We start from the raw sequence: 21,680 nt of genomic DNA, 5'->3' as shown, positions 1-21,680 counted from the left end.
TCACGTTCTCCTGTCCGTTGCCAGATAGATAGCCGGACTGGTTTTGCGCGACTAGAAGCTATAATCTGAACGTCGTGATGAAGGAGATTCAACAATGCGGCGCGACGAGTTCACGGAAATGCGTGCGTTTCTGGAGGTGGCTCAGGCGCGGAGTTTCACGCGCGCTGCATCAAAATTGGGAGTTACGCGCTCGGCGTTGAGCCATACGATCAGCGCGCTCGAAGCCCGACTCGGCGTCCGGCTTCTCTCCCGCACGACGCGTGACGTGGCTCCCACGGCGGCCGGTGCACGCCTCGTGGAAACTATCCAGCCGCATTTCGAGAGCATCGCCGCCGGGATCAGTGCCCTCGGCGCGTTGCGCGACAAGCCTTCGGGCACAGTCCGCCTCGTATGTCCCGATGATGCCGTGGAGCTGGTTTTCCGTTCGAGGCTGTCGGCATTTTTACGGGATTACCCCGATATCACCGTGGAACTCATCGTCGACAACGGTTTCACAAATATCGTGGAGCGCCAATTCGATGCCGGCGTGCGGCTCGGCGAAGCGATTGCGCGCGACATGGTGGCCGTTCGCATCGGGCCCGATATCTCTTATGCCGTGGTCGGATCACCGGAATATTTTGCGGCCTGCACTGCACCTTCGACCCCGCAAGACTTGACGGACCACAATTGCGTGAACCTGCGTCTTCCGACGTCAGGCGCTCTGTATGCCTGGGAGTTTGAAAAGGATGGCCGCGAGTTCAGCGTACGTGTGGAAGGCCAGCTCGTGATGAGCAACATAGGACCTGCGATCAATGCCGCTCTCGATGGGGCGGGGCTGTCTTATGTGCCGAGGGATCTCATCAGGCAATATTGTGACAGCGGTCAACTGCACGAAGTTCTGGCGGACTGGGCGCCAACGTTCCAAGGGTATCATCTCTATTACCCCAGCCGGCGCCATCCATCCCCTGCTTTCTCCGCCTTCGTCGAAGCCTTTCGCTACCGGCATCGGTAACCAACACTCATGTCGAGAGACTGTGCCGGACAACGGGGCGCAACATGCTGCGCCCCTTGCTCATCGACGGTTGCCGTGGGCTGTTATCGAGCGCTGTCGATGATTGCGCCGCCGTCGGGGGTAAGGCTGTATCCCGTAATGAATTGGGAATCTTTGCTGGCCAGGAACAGCACCACCGGGGCAATGTCGTCTTCCGGCGAGCCGAAACGCGCGAGCGCGTTCGCCGGCGGAGGAACATCCTTTTCCGCGGCGCCCCAGGTGTCCGCAAGCGGCAGAACGTTGTTCACGGTGATCTTGTCGGCACCCCATTCGCGTGCCGCCGTGCGCGGACGGGCTCGTGTCCCGCACCATCTTTGCGGAGGTTCCTCCGCGCGTCGAATATGAGATCACGCAGAAAGCGCGGGGCCTCGGCCCCACCATGGAGGCTTTGACGGCATGGTGGAATGAGTACGGCAAGACGTGCCGGTGAAACCGAGCGCACGCGGTCGGAAAGCGAAAGATGGTTGAACTGGCTGCGGGTGGATGGCTACCCTTGCCGCAACCGCTCTAGCCATCGCTTCATGCGAATGATCGGAATGATCACATTGGCGCGACGGCCGACGACAAGGAAGATATCGCAGTTCGTCCGGCGGCAAATTGGACCGATTATGCGCAGCTTCGGTCGCGCGTTTTGGATTCTACGGCAGCTCACTGGCAGCTAGTCATAGCCTCCCACGGATCACATTCACGAAAAACTCGAACCGGACTTGTCCCAGCCTTCCTTGATCGTCTCCATGGCGACATTCGTCGATGTGCTGGCAACGTGAGGCAGCGTCGAGATACGCTCGCCCAGAACCCGACGGTAGCGGCCGATATCGCGGGTGCGGATTTTCAGCAGATAATCGAATCTGCCTGCAATCATATGACACTCTTCGACTTCCCCGATCTTCTTGATGGCATCGTTGAAGCTTTTCAGCGCATGCTCGCGGGTATCGGAGAGTTTCACCTCGACGAAAGCAATGTGGTCGAGCTGCATTTTCGACGGATTGAGGATGGCCTTGAAGCCTTCGATGTATCCTTCGCTGATCAGCCTTTTGAAGCGAATCTGGCATGGCGTCTTCGACAGTCCGACACGCGTAGCCAGATCGGTGATCGATAGCCTTCCGTCCTCGGCGAGTGCGGCGAGGATTTTTTTATCGAACTGGTCCAATTCACTAAAGATGTCAGTTTCTGTGGCCATTTGAACTCTCGATGACGTATTAATAAGTTCATACGGCCTAGGAACTGTAAAAATCAAGTGAGATCGCGATCTGGGGCTGTGATAGATTGGGCGCCGGGTGAAAGAGCGCTGTGATCGGTATCGGCGTCGACCTCAAAACGGGGGATCATACATGCATGACAACGAAGCGGATGATGACCAAAAACCCGACCTGCTCGTTCACTACCGGCCGGTGGCAATAAGGGCTGTGGCGGCGGCGCTCACCTTCAAGCGCGACAGACCAGATGCGCGCCCGCTGCGCGAGACGGAATATTCCGGCCCCGCTTTCACGGATGATGCGCTCTGGGACGATGAGCCCGCTGTTCCATTTATCCGCTAGACCAAACATCGATTGAATAGGGACCCCCATGTTGAACGCAGCGACGCCCTCCACGCCCTCCCATGATCCCGTCGACGGCGCGCCGTTCTCCGGCTTTGCCCCACCGATCCGACCGCAATCCGAACTTCGCCAGGCCATCACGGCAGCCTATCGCCGACCGGAAACCGAATGCCTTCCGCCGCTCGTTGCCGCAGCGCGTGTCTCCGAGGCAAAACGCTATGACATTCGCAGCACGGCCCGCAGCCTGATTGAGGCGTTGCGCGCCAAGCACAAGGGGACCGGTGTCGAAGGGCTGGTGCAGGAATACTCGCTCTCCAGCCAGGAAGGCGTGGCGCTGATGTGCCTCGCCGAAGCGCTGTTGCGCATTCCCGATACCGAAACCCGGGACGCGCTGATCCGCGACAAGATCGCCGAGGGCAACTGGACCTCCCATATCGGCGGTGGAAAATCCATGTTCGTCAACGCCGCCACCTGGGGTCTCGTCGTCACCGGCAAGCTGACCTCGACCGTTAACGACCGAAGCCTGTCGGCAGCGCTGACACGGCTGATCGCGCGCGCCGGCGAGCCGGTCATCCGTCGCGGCGTCGATATGGCGATGCGCATGATGGGCGAGCAGTTCGTCACCGGCGAAACGATCGCAGAGGCGCTGAAGCGCGCCCGGCCGCTGGAAGCTCGTGGTTTCCGCTATTCCTACGACATGCTGGGCGAGGCCGCCACGACGGGCGCTGACGCCGAGCGCTATTACCGGGATTACGAAAAGGCGATCCATGCCATCGGCAAGGCGTCGGACGGGCGTGGCATCTATGACGGCCCGGGCATATCGATCAAGCTTTCGGCCCTGCATCCGCGTTACGTGAGGTCGCAGGCCGGCCGGGTGATGGGTGAGCTGCTGCCGAAGGTCAAGGCGCTGGCCGTTCTCGCCAAGACCTATGATATCGGCCTCAATATCGACGCGGAGGAGGCCGATCGGCTGGAGCTTTCGCTCGATCTCCTCGAGGAGCTTTGCTTTGCCCCTGAGCTCGCCGGATGGAATGGGCTGGGTTTCGTCGTGCAGGCCTATGGCAAGCGCTGCCCCTTCGTCCTCGACTACATCATCGATCTCGCACGCCGTTCCGGGCGCCGGGTCATGGTCCGTCTCGTCAAGGGCGCCTATTGGGATGCGGAGATCAAGCGTGCCCAGCTGGACGGCCTCGACGACTATCCGGTCTATACCCGCAAGATCTACACCGATGTCGCCTACATCGCCTGCGCGCGCAAGCTGCTCGACGCTCCGGATGCGGTCTTCCCGCAATTTGCCACCCATAATGCTCAGACGCTCGCCACGATCTATCGTCTGGCGGGTCCTGATTTCGCTGTCGGCAAATACGAGTTCCAATGCCTGCATGGCATGGGCGAACCTCTCTATGACGAGGTCGTCGGAAAGGAAAAACTGGACCGGCCCTGCCGCATTTATGCGCCTGTGGGAACACATGAGACGCTGCTCGCCTATCTGGTGCGACGTCTTCTGGAAAATGGTGCCAATTCCTCCTTTGTGCACCGCATCTCCGATCCGAATGTCTCGGTCGAGGCCCTGATCGCCGATCCCGCCGAAATCGTCGCAGCCATGCCGGTCGTTGGCGCCCCCCACGTGCAGATCGCCTCGCCGAAGGCTCTTTACGGTAACGCCCGGGCCAATTCGGACGGCCTCGATCTCTCGAACGAGGCCACCCTCTCGGATTTGGCTGAGGCGCTCGCCACCACGGCTGCGACCCTATGGCACGCACTTCCCATCCTTGCCGACGGCTCTACAGATGGGGTGACGCGGGAGGTTCTCAATCCTGCCGATCACCGGGATGTTGTCGGCACGGTGACCGAAGTGAAGGTCGAGGAGGCAGCGCGCATCGTTCGCATGGCTGCGGAGCATGCGCCACAATGGGCCGCCGTGCCGCCGGCCGAGCGTGCCGCCTGTCTCGAGCGTGCGGCCGACATCATGCAGGCCCGCATCAAGACGCTGATGGGCATCGTCATGCGCGAAGCCGGCAAATCCGCGGCCAATGCCGTCGGCGAGGTGCGTGAGGCCATCGACTTCCTGCGCTACTATGCCGAACAGGCGCGCAAGACCCTCGGCCCCTCGCATGCGCCCCTCGGCCCGGTCGTCTGCATCAGCCCGTGGAATTTCCCGCTGGCGATTTTCACCGGGCAGGTCGCCGCTGCCTTGGTGGCCGGCAATCCCGTGCTTGCAAAACCGGCCGGCGTCACGCCGATCATTGCTTCAGAGAGCGTGAAGATCCTCCACGAGGCGGGCGTGCCTGTCGGTGCCTTGCAGTTCGTGCCCGGCAGCGGCCGCCTTGGCGCCGGCATGGTCGGGGCGGAGGAGACGGCAGGCGTCATGTTTACCGGGTCGACCGAAGTTGCCCGCATGATCCAGGCGCAGCTGGCGGAACGGCTGTCAGCAGGCGGCAGGCCGATTCCGCTGATCGCCGAAACGGGCGGTCAGAACGGCATGATCGTCGACTCCTCGGCACTGGCCGAGCAGGTGGTGGCCGACGTCATTGCCTCGGCTTTCGATAGCGCCGGTCAGCGCTGCTCGGCGCTCAGAGTTCTCTGCCTTCAGGACGATGTCGCCGACAGGACCCTCAACATGCTGAAGGGTGCCTTCCGCGAACTGACGATCGGCCGTACCGATCGGCTGAGCATCGACGTCGGCCCAGTCATCAATGACAGCGCAAAGACGGAGATCGACCAGCATATCGAGCATATGCGCGGCTTAGGCCGCAAGGTGGATCAGCTGCCGCTGCCCGAAAGTGCCGCGGCGGGGACCTTCGTTCCGCCGACGATTATCGAAATCAAGTCGCTGTCGGACCTGACGAGGGAGGTCTTCGGACCGGTCCTGCACGTCATCCGCTTCAAGCGAAACGGGCTCGACCGTCTGATCGACGACATCAACGCATCGGGTTATGGGCTCACATTCGGGCTTCACACCCGGCTTGATGAAACGATCGCGCATGTGACCAGCCGCATCAAGGCTGGCAACCTCTACGTCAACCGGAACATCATCGGCGCCGTCGTCGGCGTGCAGCCTTTCGGCGGTCGCGGCTTGTCGGGAACAGGTCCGAAGGCCGGCGGTCCGCTCTATATCGGCCGGTTGGTGCAACGCGCTCCGGTGCCGCCGCAGCAGGATTCCGTTCATACGGACCTCGCCCTTCGTGACTACATTGTCTGGCTCGATAAGAAGGGCCTGCCGGGCGAGGGGGAAGCGGCGCGTGGATATGCGAGCCGTTCGGCGCTCGGGCTCGAACGCGAGCTCACCGGTCCGGTCGGGGAGCTCAATCTCTACGCGCTCCATCCCCGCGGCCGTATTCTCCTCGTGCCGCAGACCGAAAGCGGGCTTCATCGCCAGATCGCCGCAGCCCTATCGACCGGCAACCATATCGTCGTCGACGCGGGTTCCCTGTCGAAGTCAGTCCTGGCGGATCTTCCGGCGGCTGTCGCCAGCCGGATTTCCTGGACATCGGATTGGGAAAAGGACGGGCCGTTCTCGGGTGCCCTCGTCGAAGGAGATCGCGACAGGGTTCTGGCCGTCAATCAGAAGATCGCTCACCTGCCCGGTCCGCTTCTGCTGGTTCAGGCCGCGACGACCGAGGAATTGGCGAGCGATCCCGAGGCCTATTGCCTGAATTGGCTGCTGGAGGAGGTGTCGACGTCGATCAACACAGCAGCTGCCGGCGGCAATGCAAGCCTCATGGCCATCGGCTGAGTTGCAATACGAGGGCGCAGAAAATGCGCCCTCGAAACTCCAGACGGCTCTCTTCCCGGGATTCAAGCTCGATACCTCGGCCTATAAGGGCGACGGGCGGCGATCCCGTCGCGACACGGTATTGTTGGCGTGAGGAGGGAGGTTCAGTCGAAGAAGCCCGCATCCTCTTCCCTGAGATATCTCCTGGCCGCTTCGGCGTCGATATCGAGGCCCAGCCCCGGCGCTTCCAGCAGGTCCACCATACTGTCCTTCACGATCTGCGGTGGCAAGCCAACGACCAGATCTTCCCACCAGGGGTCGCTGGCGCTCGGATATTCGAACGCGATGTAATTTGCGGGCAAGGTGGCGCAGACATTGATCAACGCGCCGAGGCCTAGCAGGCCGTTGGCGACCCCGTGCGGTGCCATCAGGATAGAGTGCATGTAGGCGTGCTCGGCGACCCATTTGAGTTCGGCAATACCGCCAATATCGGCTGGATCTGGGCCGATCACGCGCACCGCCTGCGTCTCGATCAGTTCCTTGAAATTGTGCCGCAGGTAGATTTGCTCACCAGTGTGGATTGGCGTCGAGGTGGAGGTTGTCAGTTCCCGATAGGCCTGCGGATTGACCCACGGCACATAGTCGCCAGTCAGCATGTCCTCGAGCCACATCAAATTGTACTTCTCGACCGCGCGAGCGAACTTGATCGCATCGGGCAGCATCCAGCCCGGGCCGCAGTCGAGCGCCAGGCTGACTTTGTCGCCCAGCACTTCCTTCATCGCGATCACGCAGTCGAGCATGTGATTGAAACCGCGCTCGCTGATCACGCCCTGATCCATGGCACCGTGATAGCCGGCCTTCTGCGTCACGCCGTAGTGGAAGCCCTCAATGGTGTCCTTCATGTTGGAGTGGAACGAGATTCCTTGCTTGATCATGAAGAAGTTCTGCGGCTGCTCCATCATCCATTTGACGTCAGCGGCGTAATCCTCCGGCCGGTCGCCCGTGCGTTGCCGGCGGATCGAGCCGTTGTAGACGCGCACCTTGTCGCGCACCTTGCCGCCGAGTAGTTTATAGACGGGCACGCCCGCGGCCTTGCCGGCAATATCCCACAGCGCATGCTCGATAGCGCTTACCGCCGCGCCGTACGGCTTGAAAGAGCCGCGTTGACGGATCTTCAGCATGACTCTCTCGACGTCGGTCGGGTCCTCGCCGATCAGCACCTCGCGGAAATGCAGCACCCAGGGCTTGAGGTAGGACTTGGTGAACTCGACTTCGCCCAAGCCATGGAGGCCCTCGTCCGTAACGATGCGGACGATCGGGTGTTTGCCGATAACGGCGCAGCGGAGATCGGTGATCTTCATCTTCGTTCCTTTTCGCCTCAGCTCCAGGTGCGATCCCAGGAATACTCATCGTCCCAGTGATCCGTGGGCTGCCAGATGCCGGTGACACCCGGCTGCAGATGCTGCGAGATCACCTCGTCGACGACGTCGTCAATCCCCAGGCCCGGCTTGTGAGGAACAGTGATAAAGCCGTCCTTTACGAGTGGCTTGGGAAGGCCGGTGACGATATCGTCCCACCAGTCGACATCGACGGAGTGGTATTCGAGCGCCATGAAGTTTTCAGTCGCGGTCGCCACATGTGCCGCGGCCATTGCGGCGATTGGACTTTCTGCCATGTGGATGGCCATGGCGACACCACGGTCCTGCGCCATATCTCCGATCTTCTTGGTCTCGAGGATGCCCCCGCTGGTGAGCAGGTCTGGGTGGATAACGGAGATGCCGCCGCTCTTGAGCAGCGGCTCGAAGCCTTCCTTGAGGTATATGTCCTCACCGGTGCAGATCGGCACCGTAGTGGCGTCCTGCAGTTGTCGGTACTGCTCAGTGTACTGCCATGGGATCACATCCTCGAGCCAGGCTGGCACGTATTTTTCAATTCGCCTGGCAAGGCGAATGCCGTTCTGCACTGAGATGTGGCCGATGTGGTCTATGGCGAGCGGAATATCCATGCCGATGACCTGGCGAACCTCGGCAATGTATTGCTCAAGGAAGTCGAGGCCCTTGTCGGAAAAGTGAAGGCCGGTAAACGGGTGTGGGACGTTATGCAAATCGTACGCAGCGTTGCGGACGCGCCGCTCTTCAATGGTCTTCAGCGGGCCGCGGCCGGGGTGGTTGCGGTACCCTTCAAGTGAGCCGGCAGGAGACACGACCGCACCGGGCACATCTGCGATCTGCATCAGCCCCAGATCCATCTTGAGGAAGGTGAACCCGAGCTCCATGCGTTGCTTGAGGCGCCTGCCGGTCTCGGTGCCGCTCGGCACGGTGGCGTCGGTGTCGCAGTAGACGCGCACTTTCTCCCGAAACCGGCCGCCGAGCATCTGGTAGATGGGGACGCCATAGGCCTTGCCGGCAAGATCCCACAACGCGATTTCGACGGCCGATACGCCGCCGCCTTGCCGGCCGTGCCCGCCGAACTGCTTGATCCGGCGAAACAGGCGGTCGATGTCGCAAGGGTTCTCGCCAAGCAACCGACTCTTTAGCATCAGCGCGTAGGTGGCGCTGGCGCCGTCGCGCACCTCGCCAAGCCCGACGATGCCCTGGTTGGTGTAAATCTTGAGTAGCGCTGAGGTGAAGGGCGCGCCGACGATTTCGGCTACCCGCATGTCGGTGATGCGAAGGTCGGATGGCTTGGAATGCGTGTTCACCCGATTGAGCGCCTCGTCGGCTCCATCTGCCTCTGGCATGATTTGTCCTCGTTCTATCGGCGGGGCTTGTCGCCGCGCACGGCTGCGGCGGCGCAGAGCGTTGCTAGCTAGTCCAGCTCTATCTGGTGGTTTTGAAGGTAGTCGCGGTTCATCTCAACGCCGAGACCAGCCTTCGGCGTAAGCTTGAGGCTGCCGTTCGAAACATCGAGTGGTCTGTCGATGAGGTGATCGTATTTGCCGAGATTCCACTCCGACGTTTCGAGTTTGTAGAAGTTAGGAACGGTCATCATCACCTGCGCTCCCGCAACCACGTTGATCGGTCCTGCTGCGTCATGCGGCGAGACCGGGATGTAGTAGGCTTCGCATAGGGCAGAAATCTTCTTGAGTTCGGTAATGCCGCCGGTCCAGGTGACATCAGGCATGATGTAGTCGGCAAGCTTGTTTTCGAGCACCGGCACGAAATCCCACTTCGTGTGGCCGCGCTCGCCCCACGAGATAGCGGCGCTGACCTTCTCACGGACCTGCTTGAGGGCATTGAGGCTCTCCGGTGGACAGGGCTCCTCGAACCAGTCGATCTGACCAGCTTCCTCGAGGCTCCGGCAGAGGCGAATGGCGGTGGGAACGTCGAAGCGGCCATGCGCATCGATGAGGATGTCGACATCAGAGCCCGCCGTTTCGCGGATCAGAGCCGTGAGTTCGGCGGCTTCGCGCTCATCCTTGCGGGTCATGCTGCCATCGAGGTAGCCGTCCCGCTGTTCGCGGGACTGTCCATCGGCGGTGCGGCCCTGGTGGGGGAAAGGATCGAATTTGAGCGCAGTGTGGCCGGACTCGACGATGTCTCTAATTTCGCGGACCACGGCCTCCTTGCTGGTAAATTTGGCCTGGTTGGGATGGGTGTAGAGCGCGATTTCATCGCGTACCGGTCCGCCCAACAGCTCGTAAATCGGCTTACCAAGAACTTTGCCTCGGATGTCCCAAAGGGCTATGTCGATGGCGCTTACGCATTCGACTGCGGCGCCGCGGCTGCCCATATAGGTGAAGCTGCGGAATATCTTGTGCCACAGATATTCAATACGCGCCGGGTCCTCGCCTGTTACAGCGGCACCGATCTGCCGCAGGATCGTGCAGAGTGCGCGATTGGCGAGCCTTGTCGTGGTGGTGATCTCTCCCCAGCCGCTCACCCCCTCGTCGGTCGTCACTTCGACGAACAGAAACTCTCCCCAATAGGAAGCATCGGATCTGATTAGCCACGGCCGAACGCTGGTGATTTTCATCTCAACTGCCTTTACTGACGTGGTCGGGATAACGATATTCCAGGCTATCTATTCTATCCTGCCCGAGCGGCGTTACGCGCGCGCATGTGTTCGAGGATGTGCCGGCCGGAACCTTCGACATGGCGTGCAATGAGTTCGGCTGCCTCGTTCGCATTTCCCGCCTTTACATGCGCTATGAGCTCACGATGCTCGCTAAGGATCGCGGCACGCCGAGCGAGCGTAAAGTTGAAACGCCGGCTCACGGCTCGAAGCACTTCGCGATGCTTCCACCAAAGCTCGGCGGCATGGCGGTTGTAGTGCTTTTGGTACATTACGGTGTGAAAGGCGGTGTCCAGCTCGCTGTGCCTCAACGTGTCGGCGAAGTCGTTTTCTTCAATCAGGCCTTGGATGCGTTCGAGTTCAGCAATGTCCTCGACGGTGGCCATATTCACGAACCATCGCGTCAGTGCCGGCTCGATCAAGACTCCGATCTCGTAGATGTCCCGTACAAAATCCTGATCTATGGGCCGCACGCGCGCTCCGCGGTTGGGAACGAGGGTGACAAAGCCTTCGCCGCGCAACAGTTGCAGAGCCTCGCGCACCGGGTTGGTTGAGGTGCCGTGGCGCCGGGCGAGATCGGTGACCACAAGCCGCTCGTTGGCAGCCAGCCGCCCTTCGATGATGTCTTCCCTGATCAGCTGATAAAGCGAGGCGCCCTCGCTGGAGGCCCCGAGAGCGTCGATCCCTTCGGGGGGCTTTGCTTTAAAATCGCTTGTTTCGGCCAAGGCTGTCCCCAATCAATACACACATTGATCTCGTTATCACGCGAGATTGCTATAAACAATGTACGATTTGTCTAGTTGACAGGCAATTCGTGATCTGAAAATGTATAAAAATATCGAAGGGATACATTGGCTGAAAGCGTCCCGCGGCCGATGAGCAAAGACCGCTCGCCTCGATGCAGAGCGGCATGGGAGAACCTGGAGGATACCTTATGACGAGGATTTCACTCGGCGGTGCCGTCCTGCGCGGCACTGTCTCCACTGCTTTGATGGTATCGCTGATGTCCGCGTCGGCGCTGGGTGCGCCGGTCGACTTGAGCAAGTGGTCGCCGGAATATGTCCGCTCCATTGCCGGCACGCAGGATTTTGACACGGCGGGCGATTGCGCCAAGGTCACGCCGCTCGACTACAAGGGGCGACTGACTTTCTGGTATCAGGGCGTGTTCGAGGGCGACCCCGACCTCCTGCGCCAGTATTACAAGGAGTTCTTCGAGACTTTCCGCAAAACCTATCCAAACATCCAGCTTGAGGAACAAGCCCTCACCTATAACGACCTTCTGGACAAGTTCCGGACCGCGCTCTTGGGTAATGCAGCGCCCATGGCGGTCCGCCTGCAAATCCTGGGTGGCACCGAGTTCGCCTCAAAGGGCTATCTGCAGCCGCTCAAACCCGAGGATGTTGGGTATTCGACCGAGGACTTCTGGCCCGGCGCAATGAAGGCCGTGACCTGGGAGGATGTGACCTACGGCATTCCAACCAACAACGAGACGATGGCGTTCATCTGGAACGCCGACATCTTCAAGCGTGCAGGCCTCGATCCGGACAAGGCTCCGGCAACCTGGGACGACGTCGTCAAGTATTCCAAGCAGATCCACGACAAGCTCGGCATTGCCGGTTACGGCCTCGTGGCTCGCAAGAATGCCGGCAATACGCCGTATCGCTTCATGCCGCAGCTGTGGGCCTATGGCGGAGGCGTCTTCGACGAAGCTACCGCCAACCCGACCTATAAGCAGGTCGAGCTCAATAGCCCGCAGAGCAAGGCGGCGCTGCAAGCCTCGTACGATATGTATGTTCGCGACAAGTCGGTTCCGGTTTCGGCGCTCACCAACCAGCAGGCCGACAACCAGCCCCTCTTCCTCGGCGGCCAGCTCGGCATGATGATCTCGCACCCGTCCGACTACAACGTTATGCTCGACCTGCAGAAAAAGGCGACGGCTACCGACAAGGACAAGGCGCAGACCGTCATCGACAACATGCGTTACGGCCTGATTCCGACTGGCCCCGACGGCAAGCGTGCCGTCGTGTTTGGCGGCTCGAACATTCACATCCTGAAGCCCGAATATGTCGAGGGCGGCAAGGTAGACGAGCCGGCCGCAAAGGCTATCATCTGCATGTGGACGAGCCCTGAATGGTCGCTGAAGATGGCCTATGCCGGCTCGAACCCGGGAAACCTTAACGGCTTCAAGACCAAATGGATGAAGGAGCGTCTGGAGAACATCAAGTTCCTTGATGTCACGACCTCGATGCTGCCATACGGCATCCCGTTCCCGGCGCTGCCGCAGTCCCCCGAGATCATGAATATCATCGTCCCGGACATGCTGCAGAATGCCCTGACCGGAGCCATGACCGTCGACCAAGCAGCGGACGACGCGGCCAAGAAGGTAAAAGACCTGATGGACGGCGGACTCTAGACCAAGCCTGACCACGATCTGACCGGCTGCGCCAAGAGTGCGGCCGGTTGTTCCGAAGAATAAGGGCACGCCACGGTGACGATCTTGATCGGCAAGGTAGAGGCTCGCCGGAGACTGCAACCCGATAGGTCCGGTGTGCTGCGAAAGATTTGGGAGCATCGCGCCGACTACGCGTACGTGCTCCCTGCGATCGCCGTGATGCTCATCGTCATAGCCTATCCGATTTACTACACGATCGAGCTGTCGTTCTTCAACACGCCGCCTGGCCTGCAGCTCCGGGACAAGATTTTCATCGGCCTCGGCAACTACACCGCCATCCTCACAAGTCCGGTGTTCTGGAAGGTCACCTCGAACACTCTGATCTGGACATTGGGATCCACTTTCATCTCATTTGTCCTGGGGTTTGCCTGCGCCCTGGCGCTTCATCGCGACTTTGTCGGCCGCGGCATCCTTCGGGCCATCCTGATCATTCCCTGGGTCATCAGCGCGGTCGCCGCGTCCTATATCTGGAAGTGGATCTACCATTCAGACTTTGGGATTATCGGCGCGGTGCTGGTCGGCCTCGGATTGGCCGACAGGCCGCCGAATTTCATCGACAGCGTCAGCACAGTGCTGCCCTCCCTGATCGTCGTCAATATCTGGCGGGAGTTTCCGTTTGCCATGATCATGATGATGGCTGGCCTGCAGACGGTTCCCGATCAGTTGCTGCGCGCCGCAAGAGTCGACGGAGCCAATGCATGGCAGCGGTTTTGGCACGTCACCTTCCCGCATTTGAGAAACGTCTCGACGGTGACGATCCTTCTGCTGGCAGTGGCCAACTTCAATTCATTCATCATCCCCTGGATCATGACCGGCGGCGGGCCGTCGAACGCATCGCATATCTGGATCACTCACATCTATGAGCTCGCCTTCGGCCGCCAGCGCTGGGGGGTGGCATCGGCCTATTCGGTGCTGCTGTTCCTGATCCTGATGTCGCTCGGCTACTTCTACGTCCGTGCTCTAAGCGGCAACGAGCGGAAGGATGGGACCGCATGAGCACGATTGCCGAGACTGCTCCTCGAGGCCAGGCCCGTCGCCGTATGCGCATCGACGGATGGCGGTGGGGCGGACGCATCTTCCTCGCGTTCATGCTGCTTTACACTGCGTTGCCGATGATCTGGATGCTGATCACCTCGATCAAGTCCGGCTTCGCGGCCATGCAATTCCCGCCGCAATGGTGGCCTGACCAACCCACCCTTGACAGCTACCAGAAGCTGCTCGATCCGCAAAACAGCGTCGGCCAGGACTTCCTTCGTTTCTTCTGGAACAGCCTTTTCGTCTCCACTGCCACGACCATCCTTTCGGTGATCGTGGCGGTTCCGGCGGCCTACGCGTTTTCGCGCTTCACCTTCCCGGGCCGGAACTTTCTGTTCTTCGCCGTCTTGCTTCGCAATATGTTCCCGGCTGTGATCTTTCTCGTGCCGCTCTTCATCCTGATGCGCGCGATCGGGCTGGTGAACACGCATGGATCGCTCATTCTCACCTACCTCACATTCGGCCTGCCGCTGGCAATCTGGCTCCTCAAGGGCTTCTACGACAACATCCCGGTGCAGCTCGAGCAGGCGGCGCGCATCGACGGAGCGACGCGGTTCCAGGCCTTTCTCCTGATCGTGATGCCGCTCTCGGCGCCAGGAATCATCGCCACGGCGATCTATTCCTTCATCGGCGCGTGGAACGAGTACATCTACGCCTACACGTTCCTCTCCAAGAACGACCAGTTGACACTGCCGGTCGGTATCCAGCGCTTCTTCTCGGAAAATACGACGGACTTTCCGGGCCTGATGGCGGCCAGCTTCATGATGAGCGTGCCCGTCGTGGTCCTGTTCCTCGTCCTGCAACGATACTTCGTACGCGCCCTGACAGAGGGCGCCGTTAAGCACTAGGGAGTTGCCGGTGGCCCACGTGGTCCTCAAAGATCTTGTCAAGACCTATGGCAGCTTCAAAGCTGTCAACGATGTTTCGCTGATGGTCAATGACGGCGAATTCGTTGCGCTCGTCGGCCCTTCAGGCTGCGGCAAAACAACCACGCTCAACCTTGTAGCGGGGCTAATCCCCATCACATCGGGCGACATCGTCATCGGGGACCGGGTGGTCAACGACCTCGACCCCAAGGACCGGGACATCGCAATGGTGTTCCAGAATTACGCGCTCTATCCGCAAAAATCGGTCTATAAAAATCTGGCGTTCCCGCTGCAGATGCGCAAACTGCCAAGGGACGAGATCGACAGGAAGGTCAAGGAAGCAGCGCGAGTGCTCGACATGACGCAACTGCTCGAGCGCAAGCCGCGCGAACTTTCGGGCGGGCAACAGCAGCGCGTGGCGCTCGGCCGCGCCCTCGTTCGAGATCCGGCGGTATTCCTGATGGATGAACCACTCTCCAACCTCGACGCGAAGCTGCGCGTGCAGATGCGGTCGGAGATCAAGCGCTTCCACCAGGACCTCAAGGCAACGATCATCTATGTGACGCACGACCAACTCGAAGCCGTGACCATGGCCGACAGGATGGCGGTGATGAACGGCGGCTACCTGCAGCAATACGATTCACCGGCGCAGGTCTTTGCCCATCCGGTGAACATGTTCGTCGCCAGCTTCGTCGGCAGCCCGGCGATGAGCCTTGTTCCGCTGGAGGCATCAACGGCAAGCGGCAATACAGTGTTGACCAGCGCGGAGGGCTGGCGCCTCGAGCTCTCGCCACACAACGCCCAGAAGGTCGCGAGGGCAACCACCAAGAAAGTCGTGCTCGGCGCACGTCACTCGACGATCAAGCTGCACAAGAGTGCGGTGCCAGGAAGCATTCCTGCCAAGGCCTACACGGTGGAGCCGACCGGAGACGTCACCTTCGTACAGGCGTTCCTGTCTGGCGCCATCGTCAACGTCAGCGTGCCGCCGACCATTGCCGTCGCGCCCGACGAGCCGATTTGGCTCGAGTTCGACCAGGAGCGGATGCATCTGTTCGACGGCGAAACAGAAATGGCCCTCAAGGCCAACTGAGACAGAGCCGATGCGTCTGGAACGAGGGTGTGGATGACTACGAAGCTTAAAATCACCGCTATCAAGCCCTATCCAGTATGGGTAGGAACGCGCAACCAGATGCTCGTAAAGGTTGAGACCGACAACGGCATCTTCGGATGGGGCGAGAGCGGCCTGAGCGGTCGCGAGAAGGCCGTGGTCGGCGCGATCGAGCACTATCGCGAGTTTCTCATCGGCCGCGACCCGATGCAGATTGGTCGGATCTGGCAAGAAGTTTATCGCAGCCAATACTTCGAAGGCGGGCGCGTTCTGCAGGCGGCAATTTCCGCCATCGACATTGCGCTTCATGACATCAAGGGCAAGGCGCTGGGCGTGCCGGCCTACGATCTGTTGGGCGGCAAGCAGCGCGACCGCATTCCTACCTTCGCCTCGACCGGTGACGAGGCCGAGGGCGATGTTGCCATCGATCGAGCCCGCGAACTACGCGCACAGGGGTGGCAGACGATCCGCTTCTTTCCCATCGGGCAAAACAGCAAGGACATCTTTGAGCCGCGCGAATCGATCGGCGCTACAGCAAGCATGCTGAACAAGGCGCGCGAGGCGCTGGGCGACGACGTCGTCCTCGGCATCGACTATCATCATCGGCTTTCGGTGGCAGAGGCGGCGAGCTTCTGCAACAAGCTCGGCCGTGGCGTGCTTGATTTCCTCGAGGAGCCGATACGAGACGAGACACCGGAGGCCTATGAATCCCTGCGCACGATGACCGACATCCCGTTTGCCATCGGCGAGGAATTTGCCAGCAAGTGGCAGTTCCTGCCCTACATCGAGCGCGGCATCCATCAGTTCAACCGGCTCGATGTTTGCAATGTTGGCGGGCTCACTGAAGCGATGAAGGTAGCTGGCTGGAGCGAAGCGCACTATGTGGACCTGATGCCGCACAATCCCCTTGGCCCAATCTGCACGGCCGCGACCATCCATCTCGCCGCCGCGGTGCCGAATTTCGCTTGGCTCGAGACCAGGGCGCCCGAAGCAAAGCTGGGCTTCGACAATTCCGATTTCTTCCCCGTGCAACCACGGCTCGACGGCCCCGACTATCCGGTCAGCGATCTGCCGGGGCTCGGCGTCGAGGTCAACGAAGAGGCGGTCAAGGCCGAGAGCTTTCGTTTCTGGGAAGCGCCTCACCTGAAGCGCCGCGACGGTTCTGTTACGAACTGGTAGTTTCATCCACCGGAGTCTAAAATGACCCATACTCCCGACATTACGCGACCGCCCAAAGAGCTGATCGACGCACTGAAGGAAATCGGCGCCGCGACGGTTGCCGGCACGCTTGGCCACATGGGCTTCCGCAATCCGCACATGGTCGGTCCCGTGCCGCAGAACCGCGGGAAGTCGATTGTCGGGCCGGCGCTGACGCTCCAGTTCATGCCGCAGCGGCCGGACCTCTTCACCGAGGGAGAATATGCCGATCCGGAGACGCAGTTGCACAGGCACGTGCTCTATCACGCGCAGGAGGGCGATGTGGTCGTGGTCGACGCGCGCGGCGACATGAGCTCGGGCGTCTTTGGCGATATGATGTCGACGTATTTCAAAGGCAGAGGCGGCGCTGGCATCGTAATCGACGGGTGCATGCGCGATCGGCCCAATGTCGAGAAGCTCGATCTCCCCCTATGGCTGCGTGGCTGGACTCCCAACTACCATGTGCAGACCAGTATCTATCCCAATGCCGTCAACGTTCCGATTGCCTGCGGCGGTGTCACGGTAATCCCCGGCGACATCATCGTCGCCGACGACGACGGGGTGGTGGTGCTTCCAGTCGCAATGGCCTCGAAGGTAATCGAAGAGTCGCAAAAGCATCACGATTGGGAGGAGTTCTCGCGAGTGAAGCTTATGGAGGGCGGGTCGTTGCAGCGCTACTATCCGTTGCATGACGATGCCCGCGGAGAGTACGAAGAGTGGCGCAAAACAAACCGCCTGGAGAACTGAAGTTAGCCTAACCTCTTCGAAGGTGGCATCAGCGACGGCGGCTTCCGTATCGACGGCGGTGTTTCGCTGCCGTTTCCGCCGCAATTGAGCCAAAGCGCGGCGCGCACTTGCGGCATCCGCCCGGAAGACCTCAACATTGCGGAGACGGGCATTCCGGCCCCACCAGAGGGTGATTGCTCAGGCATAAGGTGTACCTGCCAGAGCAGCGTTCAGGCCGGTGGTTCCCTTATCGACAGCGGCGAGAAAGACGGCCTTTGCTTCCTCTGTATCTTGCCTCTGCCGAAAGGTCCGGTGAGCCTGGATAAAGCCCACGGTCCACGTCGCCAGGAGAATACCGGCCGCCAGATGGGCGTCAGGATCATCAGGTTTTCGCCCGGCGCATTCGGATAGCGCCACCAAAACGACGTGGGCGATCTCGTCACGAATTGCCCTCGCCCGAGCCTTGAGGGTGTCGCTGGCCTCGATCGTCTCGATAAAGCATTGGCTCCTAGCAGTAAATCTGAGGTAAGGGCTCTCCTCCGCAACCAGCTGATGAGCGAGCAGACGTAGCGTCTCGATCGGAGAGACGCTGGGATGGCGCTGCCGCAGAGCTTCGCGCAGCATCTCTCGACCCTCCTCGTCGCGATCGAAGAACATGTCCTCCTTGCGGGGAAAGTGATTGAACACCGTCATCCGTCCGACATCGGCGGCTGCCGCGATCTCATCGACCGTCACATGATCGAAGCCCCGCTCCAGGAAGAGGCGCGTGGCGACGTTGGAGATGCCTTGTCGCGTGGCGAGGCGCTTACGGGATCGCCGGTCCGGTGGCATTGAGTCCGATGGCATTGACATGTTGTCTCTGATTGCGCATTTATTTATGTACTGAGTACATATTGATATCCAGTATATGGAATGTGAGATGGAAAAACAAGTTGATGTTGTTGTTGTGGGCGCAGGACCGGTCGGACTCCTGACCGCCATCGAGCTGACTTTGTCAGGCGTGCGCGTCCTCGTGCTGGAGCGTCTGGCGTCGGCCAGTATGGCCATGAAGGCAATGTCGCTCGGGCCGCTTGGAAGCGAGGCACTCCAGCGTCGTGGGATGGCTGCGGCCATCGCCGCCGCGGAAGCGCAGAGCTTCGCGGCGATGAAGCAGTTCGCCGAGCAGGCCGGGGCGGAGCTGCGTGGCCGGTCGTCCAAATTCAGCGGTCATTTCGCTGGCCTGCCTCTTATCCGAAAGGACGCGCAGAAAGAGCCGGAACGGCGTGCTCACGCAGTGGATCAACCTGGCCTCGAAGCCATGCTGGCCGATCGCGCCCGCGCTCTTGGCATCGAGGTGCGCCGCGCCTTTGACGTTACCGGCTTCGTGCAGCAGGCGGACGGCATTGACGTGGAGTTGAGAGCTCCGACAGGCGCAGGCCAAATCGGCTGCTCCTACCTCGTTGGATGCGACGGCGGGCGTAGCCTCATCCGCAAGATGGCCGGCTTTGAGTTCCCCGGCACAGCCCCAAGCCTGACGTTCTACCAGGCCGTCGCCGAGATCGATCATCCCGAACGCCTGCTGCCGATTGGCTGGAATCGCACATCGGGTGGCGTATTTTCCTACTGGCCCTTCCCCGGTCGACTGTTCATGCTCGACTTCAGCGGTCCGCCTGAAGATCGGCAAGCGCCGGTCACAGCTGAGGAGATCGAAGCCGTACTGCGCCGCATCAGCGGCACGGATGTCCGCGTGAAAGCGCTCGAAAGCGGCAGCCGATGGACTGACAACACCCGGCTCGCCGATAGCTACCGCCGCGGCAGGGTGCTGCTTGCCGGCGATGCGGCGCATGTCCATTCGCCGTTTGGTGGTCAGGGCTTGAGCCTCGGGCTGGTGGATGCTGCAAATCTCGGCTGGAAGCTCGCGGCGGTCATTCGCGGCGACATGCCGGAAAGCCTGCTCGATACCTACACGGCCGAGCGGCGACCCGTCGCCGAAGCGGTTCTGGCCAACACCCGTGCCCAGGTCGCCATCCTGCGGCCCGATCCACAGGCGGGTGCGATGCGGGACATCGTGGCGAACCTCATGCAATTCGACAACGTCAACCGGTTCATCGGCGAGATGATGAGCGGCCTTTCCACCCGCTACGATCTCGGCTCGGAGCTGGACGAGGTCGGGCGGCTGATCGGCGACAGGTCGATTAGCGACGGCGATGCCGCCGTCTCGCTCTATGATCTGATGCAGGATGGCATGGCCGTTCTTCTCGACGCCTCGCCTGAGCGGACGGCGTCCAGGCTCGTTGCAGCCAGCAAGCAGAGGATACGTTGCGTCGCCGTCGATCGGGCCCCCTCGATGCTGATCCGTCCCGACGCTTGCATTGCTTGGATCGGCGAAGAGAACAATACGGACGGATTGGAGGAAGCGCTCAGTGGCTGGTTCACGCCAACGCGAGATGATGGGTCTATGCAGCGATCCCGACAGTGATCATTTCTGCCGCAGTTCGAGGTTCGAGTGGGGCTGGCCGAGCCGCATTTTCGGGCAAGATGGCGATCTCGCCGCTCCCCGGATGTCCCTGGTCTCCTGAGGACGTTATCTTTGCTGGCTGAGAGGTGTCGATGCCGGCGCCTCTATCTTCAGGAACGGGCTTCCGGTTCAAGCCAACGCATTTCTGAGCGCGCTGACGAACATGTCGAGGTCACTCTTCAGCATATAGATATGCGGCGAAACCCGCAGACCTTCGACATGCTCGACTTGGCGATATTTCGTGTGGATTCGATATTTCTCTCGAAGAGTGTTCTCCAGCTTTTTCATGTCGGTGTTGTCGATTGAAAACAGGCATATGGCACCTAGGCTCTCAGTGTCGGTCCGCGTGTGGAGCCTGAAGCCGGGAATGTCGCGAGCTTGGCCGACCCAGTGTCGGGTGAGTTCGCGCAGTCGGACGTGCATCCTGTCTGCTCCGATTTCCCGATGGAATTGGATCGCCGGTTTAATTCCGGCCTGAATTGCGGAATTATAGGTACCCAAATTCCAGTGATCGAATTTGTCTATGGTCTTTGCGGGTTGGTCGAAGGGCGCCAGCAGAGGCCAAGTTCGGTCGATCTGGCTTCGGTTGACGATCAGCATTCCGTTGCCAACGGGTGCGCCGAGCCATTTGTGAAGGCTCGTGACAAAGAAATCGCAATCGAGTTGCCGAAAACTGACCGGCATTTGAGCGAACGTCTGGGCGCCATCGACTATCGTGATGATGTTGCGCTCCCGCGCGATCCGGCAGAGTCGCTCGATGGGAAGAACGCGTCCATTCCAGTGATACATATGCGTCAGTTGCAGGACGCAAGTCCGGGGCGTCATCGCTTCCACATAGGCATCAATGATATCCTCGTCGCTGTCCATGATATCGAAGGCGCAGTTCACGACCTCGATTCCTTCGCGGTGATGCCGTTGCAGCCATCCGGCACGGACGCTCGGATAGTCCCAGTTCGAGATCAACACCTGGTCGCCTTTGGTCAGCGGTATTCCAAAAATCGCCGCTGAAAGTCCTTCCGAGGAATTCCGGTTGAGCGCAATCTCGTCTGGCGTGCAATCGATCAACTCGGCCAAATCACGCTTGATACCGGGCAGCGCAGCATCGAGGTTGCTCCACATGTTATAGTCGGGATTGCGGCTGATGAAGCGATAGGCGTCAATCGTGGCCTCCTGTACCGCTATCGTTGGCGGACTGACGGCAGCATTGTTCAAATTCAGGAGCGGTTCCTGGGCAGGGTATTGGGCGCGGACGCGCTCCCACAATTCCTCGCCCTCGGTTTCGGCCTTCAGATCTGGAGCAAAGAGGTTCATGAAAGCTATTCCTTTTCGGGCAGTTCATCGACCCCTCGATACTAGGCTGACCGAGCCGGCGTAATCCGCCTATCCTGCATCCTCACGCAGAACTTAATACCGAATGTCGGTGATCGCCAAAACGATGCAACACCATGTCGTCACGCTGCGTGCCGCGCCAAAATTCAAGCAGCAATTCAAAGCATTACAGG

At 60.4% G+C, this 21,680-nt stretch carries 17 protein-coding genes and 3 pseudogenes; 12 read left to right on the top strand and 8 right to left on the bottom strand.

Features of this window, described 5'->3' with window-relative positions; all coding sequences use genetic code 11:
• The first annotated feature begins 94 nt into the window (after positions 1-94).
• Positions 95-991 carry a LysR family transcriptional regulator gene (locus MOV76_RS03815; RefSeq protein WP_247263866.1) on the top strand — a complete coding sequence of 299 codons (897 nt, stop codon included), beginning with the start codon at positions 95-97 and terminating at the stop codon, positions 989-991.
• A gap of 83 nt (positions 992-1,074) precedes the next feature.
• Here MOV76_RS03815 and MOV76_RS03810 read toward each other — a convergent pair.
• Positions 1,075-1,329: pseudogene (locus tag MOV76_RS03810) on the bottom strand (SDR family oxidoreductase); the annotation flags it as partial.
• Here MOV76_RS03810 and MOV76_RS03805 point away from each other — a divergent pair.
• A pseudogene (locus MOV76_RS03805) lies at positions 1,317-1,498 on the top strand (winged helix-turn-helix transcriptional regulator); the annotation flags it as partial. The pseudogenes MOV76_RS03810 and MOV76_RS03805 overlap by 13 nt on opposite strands.
• A 217-nt stretch (positions 1,499-1,715) precedes the next feature.
• Here the strand turns inward: MOV76_RS03805 and MOV76_RS03800 are convergent.
• The gene (locus tag MOV76_RS03800; RefSeq protein WP_018445105.1) at positions 1,716-2,210 is read right to left on the bottom strand and encodes an Lrp/AsnC family transcriptional regulator; all 495 of its coding nucleotides are present in this window, start codon (positions 2,208-2,210) and stop codon (positions 1,716-1,718) included.
• Positions 2,211-2,361: 151 nt separating this feature from the next.
• On the opposite strand from MOV76_RS03800, the gene MOV76_RS03795 reads away from it, so the two are divergent.
• Both MOV76_RS03795 and putA read left to right on the top strand, forming a co-directional pair.
• Positions 2,362-2,568, top strand: a complete 207-nt coding sequence (locus MOV76_RS03795; RefSeq protein WP_018246008.1) for a hypothetical protein — start codon at positions 2,362-2,364, stop codon at positions 2,566-2,568.
• Between the two features lie 28 nt (positions 2,569-2,596).
• Positions 2,597-6,304, top strand: a complete 3,708-nt coding sequence (putA, locus tag MOV76_RS03790; RefSeq protein WP_247263865.1) for a trifunctional transcriptional regulator/proline dehydrogenase/L-glutamate gamma-semialdehyde dehydrogenase — start codon at positions 2,597-2,599, stop codon at positions 6,302-6,304.
• Between the two features lie 143 nt (positions 6,305-6,447).
• On the opposite strand, the gene MOV76_RS03785 is transcribed toward putA, so the two are convergent.
• From MOV76_RS03785 to MOV76_RS03770, 4 genes are all read right to left on the bottom strand, one after another.
• Entirely contained in the window at positions 6,448-7,644 is a 1,197-nt protein-coding gene (locus tag MOV76_RS03785; protein ID WP_247263864.1) for a mandelate racemase/muconate lactonizing enzyme family protein, read from the bottom strand.
• 17 nt (positions 7,645-7,661) lie between these two features.
• A complete protein-coding gene (locus tag MOV76_RS03780) occupies positions 7,662-9,023 on the bottom strand; it encodes a mandelate racemase/muconate lactonizing enzyme family protein (protein WP_247263863.1) in 1,362 nt (453 codons plus the stop codon).
• Positions 9,024-9,091: 68 nt separating this feature from the next.
• A complete protein-coding gene (locus MOV76_RS03775) occupies positions 9,092-10,258 on the bottom strand; it encodes a mandelate racemase/muconate lactonizing enzyme family protein (RefSeq protein ID WP_247263862.1) in 1,167 nt (388 codons plus the stop codon).
• A gap of 53 nt (positions 10,259-10,311) precedes the next feature.
• Entirely contained in the window at positions 10,312-11,022 is a 711-nt protein-coding gene (locus tag MOV76_RS03770) for a GntR family transcriptional regulator (RefSeq protein ID WP_018246003.1), read from the bottom strand.
• Between the two features lie 209 nt (positions 11,023-11,231).
• Here MOV76_RS03770 and MOV76_RS03765 point away from each other — a divergent pair, with 209 nt between their 5' ends.
• The 7 genes and pseudogenes from MOV76_RS03765 to MOV76_RS03735 form a co-directional block, all read left to right on the top strand.
• The gene (locus tag MOV76_RS03765) at positions 11,232-12,710 is read left to right on the top strand and encodes a sugar ABC transporter substrate-binding protein (protein WP_247263861.1); all 1,479 of its coding nucleotides are present in this window, start codon (positions 11,232-11,234) and stop codon (positions 12,708-12,710) included.
• A 75-nt stretch (positions 12,711-12,785) separates the two neighbouring features.
• On the top strand, positions 12,786-13,745 hold the full coding sequence (locus MOV76_RS03760) for a carbohydrate ABC transporter permease (protein ID WP_247263860.1): 960 nt from the start codon (positions 12,786-12,788) through the stop codon (positions 13,743-13,745).
• A complete protein-coding gene (locus tag MOV76_RS03755; protein WP_047620821.1) occupies positions 13,742-14,632 on the top strand; it encodes a carbohydrate ABC transporter permease in 891 nt (296 codons plus the stop codon). The genes MOV76_RS03760 and MOV76_RS03755 overlap by 4 nt, the downstream gene beginning before the upstream one ends.
• A gap of 10 nt (positions 14,633-14,642) precedes the next feature.
• Entirely contained in the window at positions 14,643-15,740 is a 1,098-nt protein-coding gene (locus MOV76_RS03750) for an ABC transporter ATP-binding protein (protein ID WP_047620820.1), read from the top strand.
• A gap of 33 nt (positions 15,741-15,773) precedes the next feature.
• Entirely contained in the window at positions 15,774-16,937 is a 1,164-nt protein-coding gene (locus MOV76_RS03745) for a mandelate racemase/muconate lactonizing enzyme family protein (protein ID WP_047620819.1), read from the top strand.
• A gap of 21 nt (positions 16,938-16,958) precedes the next feature.
• Positions 16,959-17,702 (top strand): ribonuclease activity regulator RraA, encoded by a 744-nt coding sequence (locus tag MOV76_RS03740; protein WP_247263859.1) that lies wholly within the window; start codon positions 16,959-16,961, stop codon positions 17,700-17,702.
• A gap of 9 nt (positions 17,703-17,711) precedes the next feature.
• Positions 17,712-17,861 (top strand): annotated as a pseudogene (locus tag MOV76_RS03735) (sugar ABC transporter ATP-binding protein); the annotation flags it as partial.
• 18 nt (positions 17,862-17,879) lie between these two features.
• Here the strand turns inward: MOV76_RS03735 and MOV76_RS03730 are convergent.
• Positions 17,880-18,533, bottom strand: coding sequence for a TetR/AcrR family transcriptional regulator (locus MOV76_RS03730; RefSeq protein ID WP_247263858.1), 654 nt, complete (start codon positions 18,531-18,533; stop codon positions 17,880-17,882).
• A gap of 67 nt (positions 18,534-18,600) precedes the next feature.
• On the opposite strand from MOV76_RS03730, the gene MOV76_RS03725 reads away from it, so the two are divergent.
• Positions 18,601-20,139 carry an FAD-dependent monooxygenase gene (locus MOV76_RS03725; RefSeq protein WP_247263857.1) on the top strand — a complete coding sequence of 513 codons (1,539 nt, stop codon included), beginning with the start codon at positions 18,601-18,603 and terminating at the stop codon, positions 20,137-20,139.
• A 168-nt stretch (positions 20,140-20,307) separates the two neighbouring features.
• On the opposite strand, the gene MOV76_RS03720 is transcribed toward MOV76_RS03725, so the two are convergent.
• Entirely contained in the window at positions 20,308-21,489 is a 1,182-nt protein-coding gene (locus tag MOV76_RS03720) for an aminotransferase class V-fold PLP-dependent enzyme (protein ID WP_047620814.1), read from the bottom strand.
• Positions 21,490-21,680: the final 191 nt, after the last annotated feature.

It is taken from the genome of Rhizobium sp. PRIMUS64, from assembly GCF_023006465.1.
Taxonomy (GTDB): Bacteria; Pseudomonadota; Alphaproteobacteria; order Rhizobiales; family Rhizobiaceae; genus Rhizobium; species Rhizobium leguminosarum.
The sequence above is the reverse complement of the archived record's forward strand: the minus strand, read 5'-3'. Positions and strand labels throughout refer to the sequence as shown.

Excerpts from the sequence above, each read along its gene's own strand:
- MOV76_RS03755 (WP_047620821.1), top strand. The coding sequence starts at position 13,742 with ATGAGCACGATTGCCGAGACTGCTCCTCGAGGCCAGGCCCGTCGCCGT.
- MOV76_RS03800 (WP_018445105.1), bottom strand. The coding sequence starts at position 2,210 with ATGGCCACAGAAACTGACATCTTTAGTGAATTGGACCAGTTCGATAAA.
- MOV76_RS03775 (WP_247263862.1), bottom strand. The coding sequence starts at position 10,258 with ATGAAAATCACCAGCGTTCGGCCGTGGCTAATCAGATCCGATGCTTCC.
- MOV76_RS03815 (WP_247263866.1), top strand. The coding sequence starts at position 95 with ATGCGGCGCGACGAGTTCACGGAAATGCGTGCGTTTCTGGAGGTGGCT.
- MOV76_RS03780 (WP_247263863.1), bottom strand. The coding sequence starts at position 9,023 with ATGCCAGAGGCAGATGGAGCCGACGAGGCGCTCAATCGGGTGAACACG.
- MOV76_RS03730 (WP_247263858.1), bottom strand. The coding sequence starts at position 18,533 with ATGTCAATGCCATCGGACTCAATGCCACCGGACCGGCGATCCCGTAAG.
- MOV76_RS03785 (WP_247263864.1), bottom strand. The coding sequence starts at position 7,644 with ATGAAGATCACCGATCTCCGCTGCGCCGTTATCGGCAAACACCCGATC.
- MOV76_RS03745 (WP_047620819.1), top strand. The coding sequence starts at position 15,774 with ATGACTACGAAGCTTAAAATCACCGCTATCAAGCCCTATCCAGTATGG.
- MOV76_RS03720 (WP_047620814.1), bottom strand. The coding sequence starts at position 21,489 with ATGAACCTCTTTGCTCCAGATCTGAAGGCCGAAACCGAGGGCGAGGAA.
- putA (WP_247263865.1), top strand. The coding sequence starts at position 2,597 with ATGTTGAACGCAGCGACGCCCTCCACGCCCTCCCATGATCCCGTCGAC.
- MOV76_RS03765 (WP_247263861.1), top strand. The coding sequence starts at position 11,232 with ATGACGAGGATTTCACTCGGCGGTGCCGTCCTGCGCGGCACTGTCTCC.
- MOV76_RS03795 (WP_018246008.1), top strand. The coding sequence starts at position 2,362 with ATGCATGACAACGAAGCGGATGATGACCAAAAACCCGACCTGCTCGTT.
- MOV76_RS03740 (WP_247263859.1), top strand. The coding sequence starts at position 16,959 with ATGACCCATACTCCCGACATTACGCGACCGCCCAAAGAGCTGATCGAC.
- MOV76_RS03725 (WP_247263857.1), top strand. The coding sequence starts at position 18,601 with ATGGAAAAACAAGTTGATGTTGTTGTTGTGGGCGCAGGACCGGTCGGA.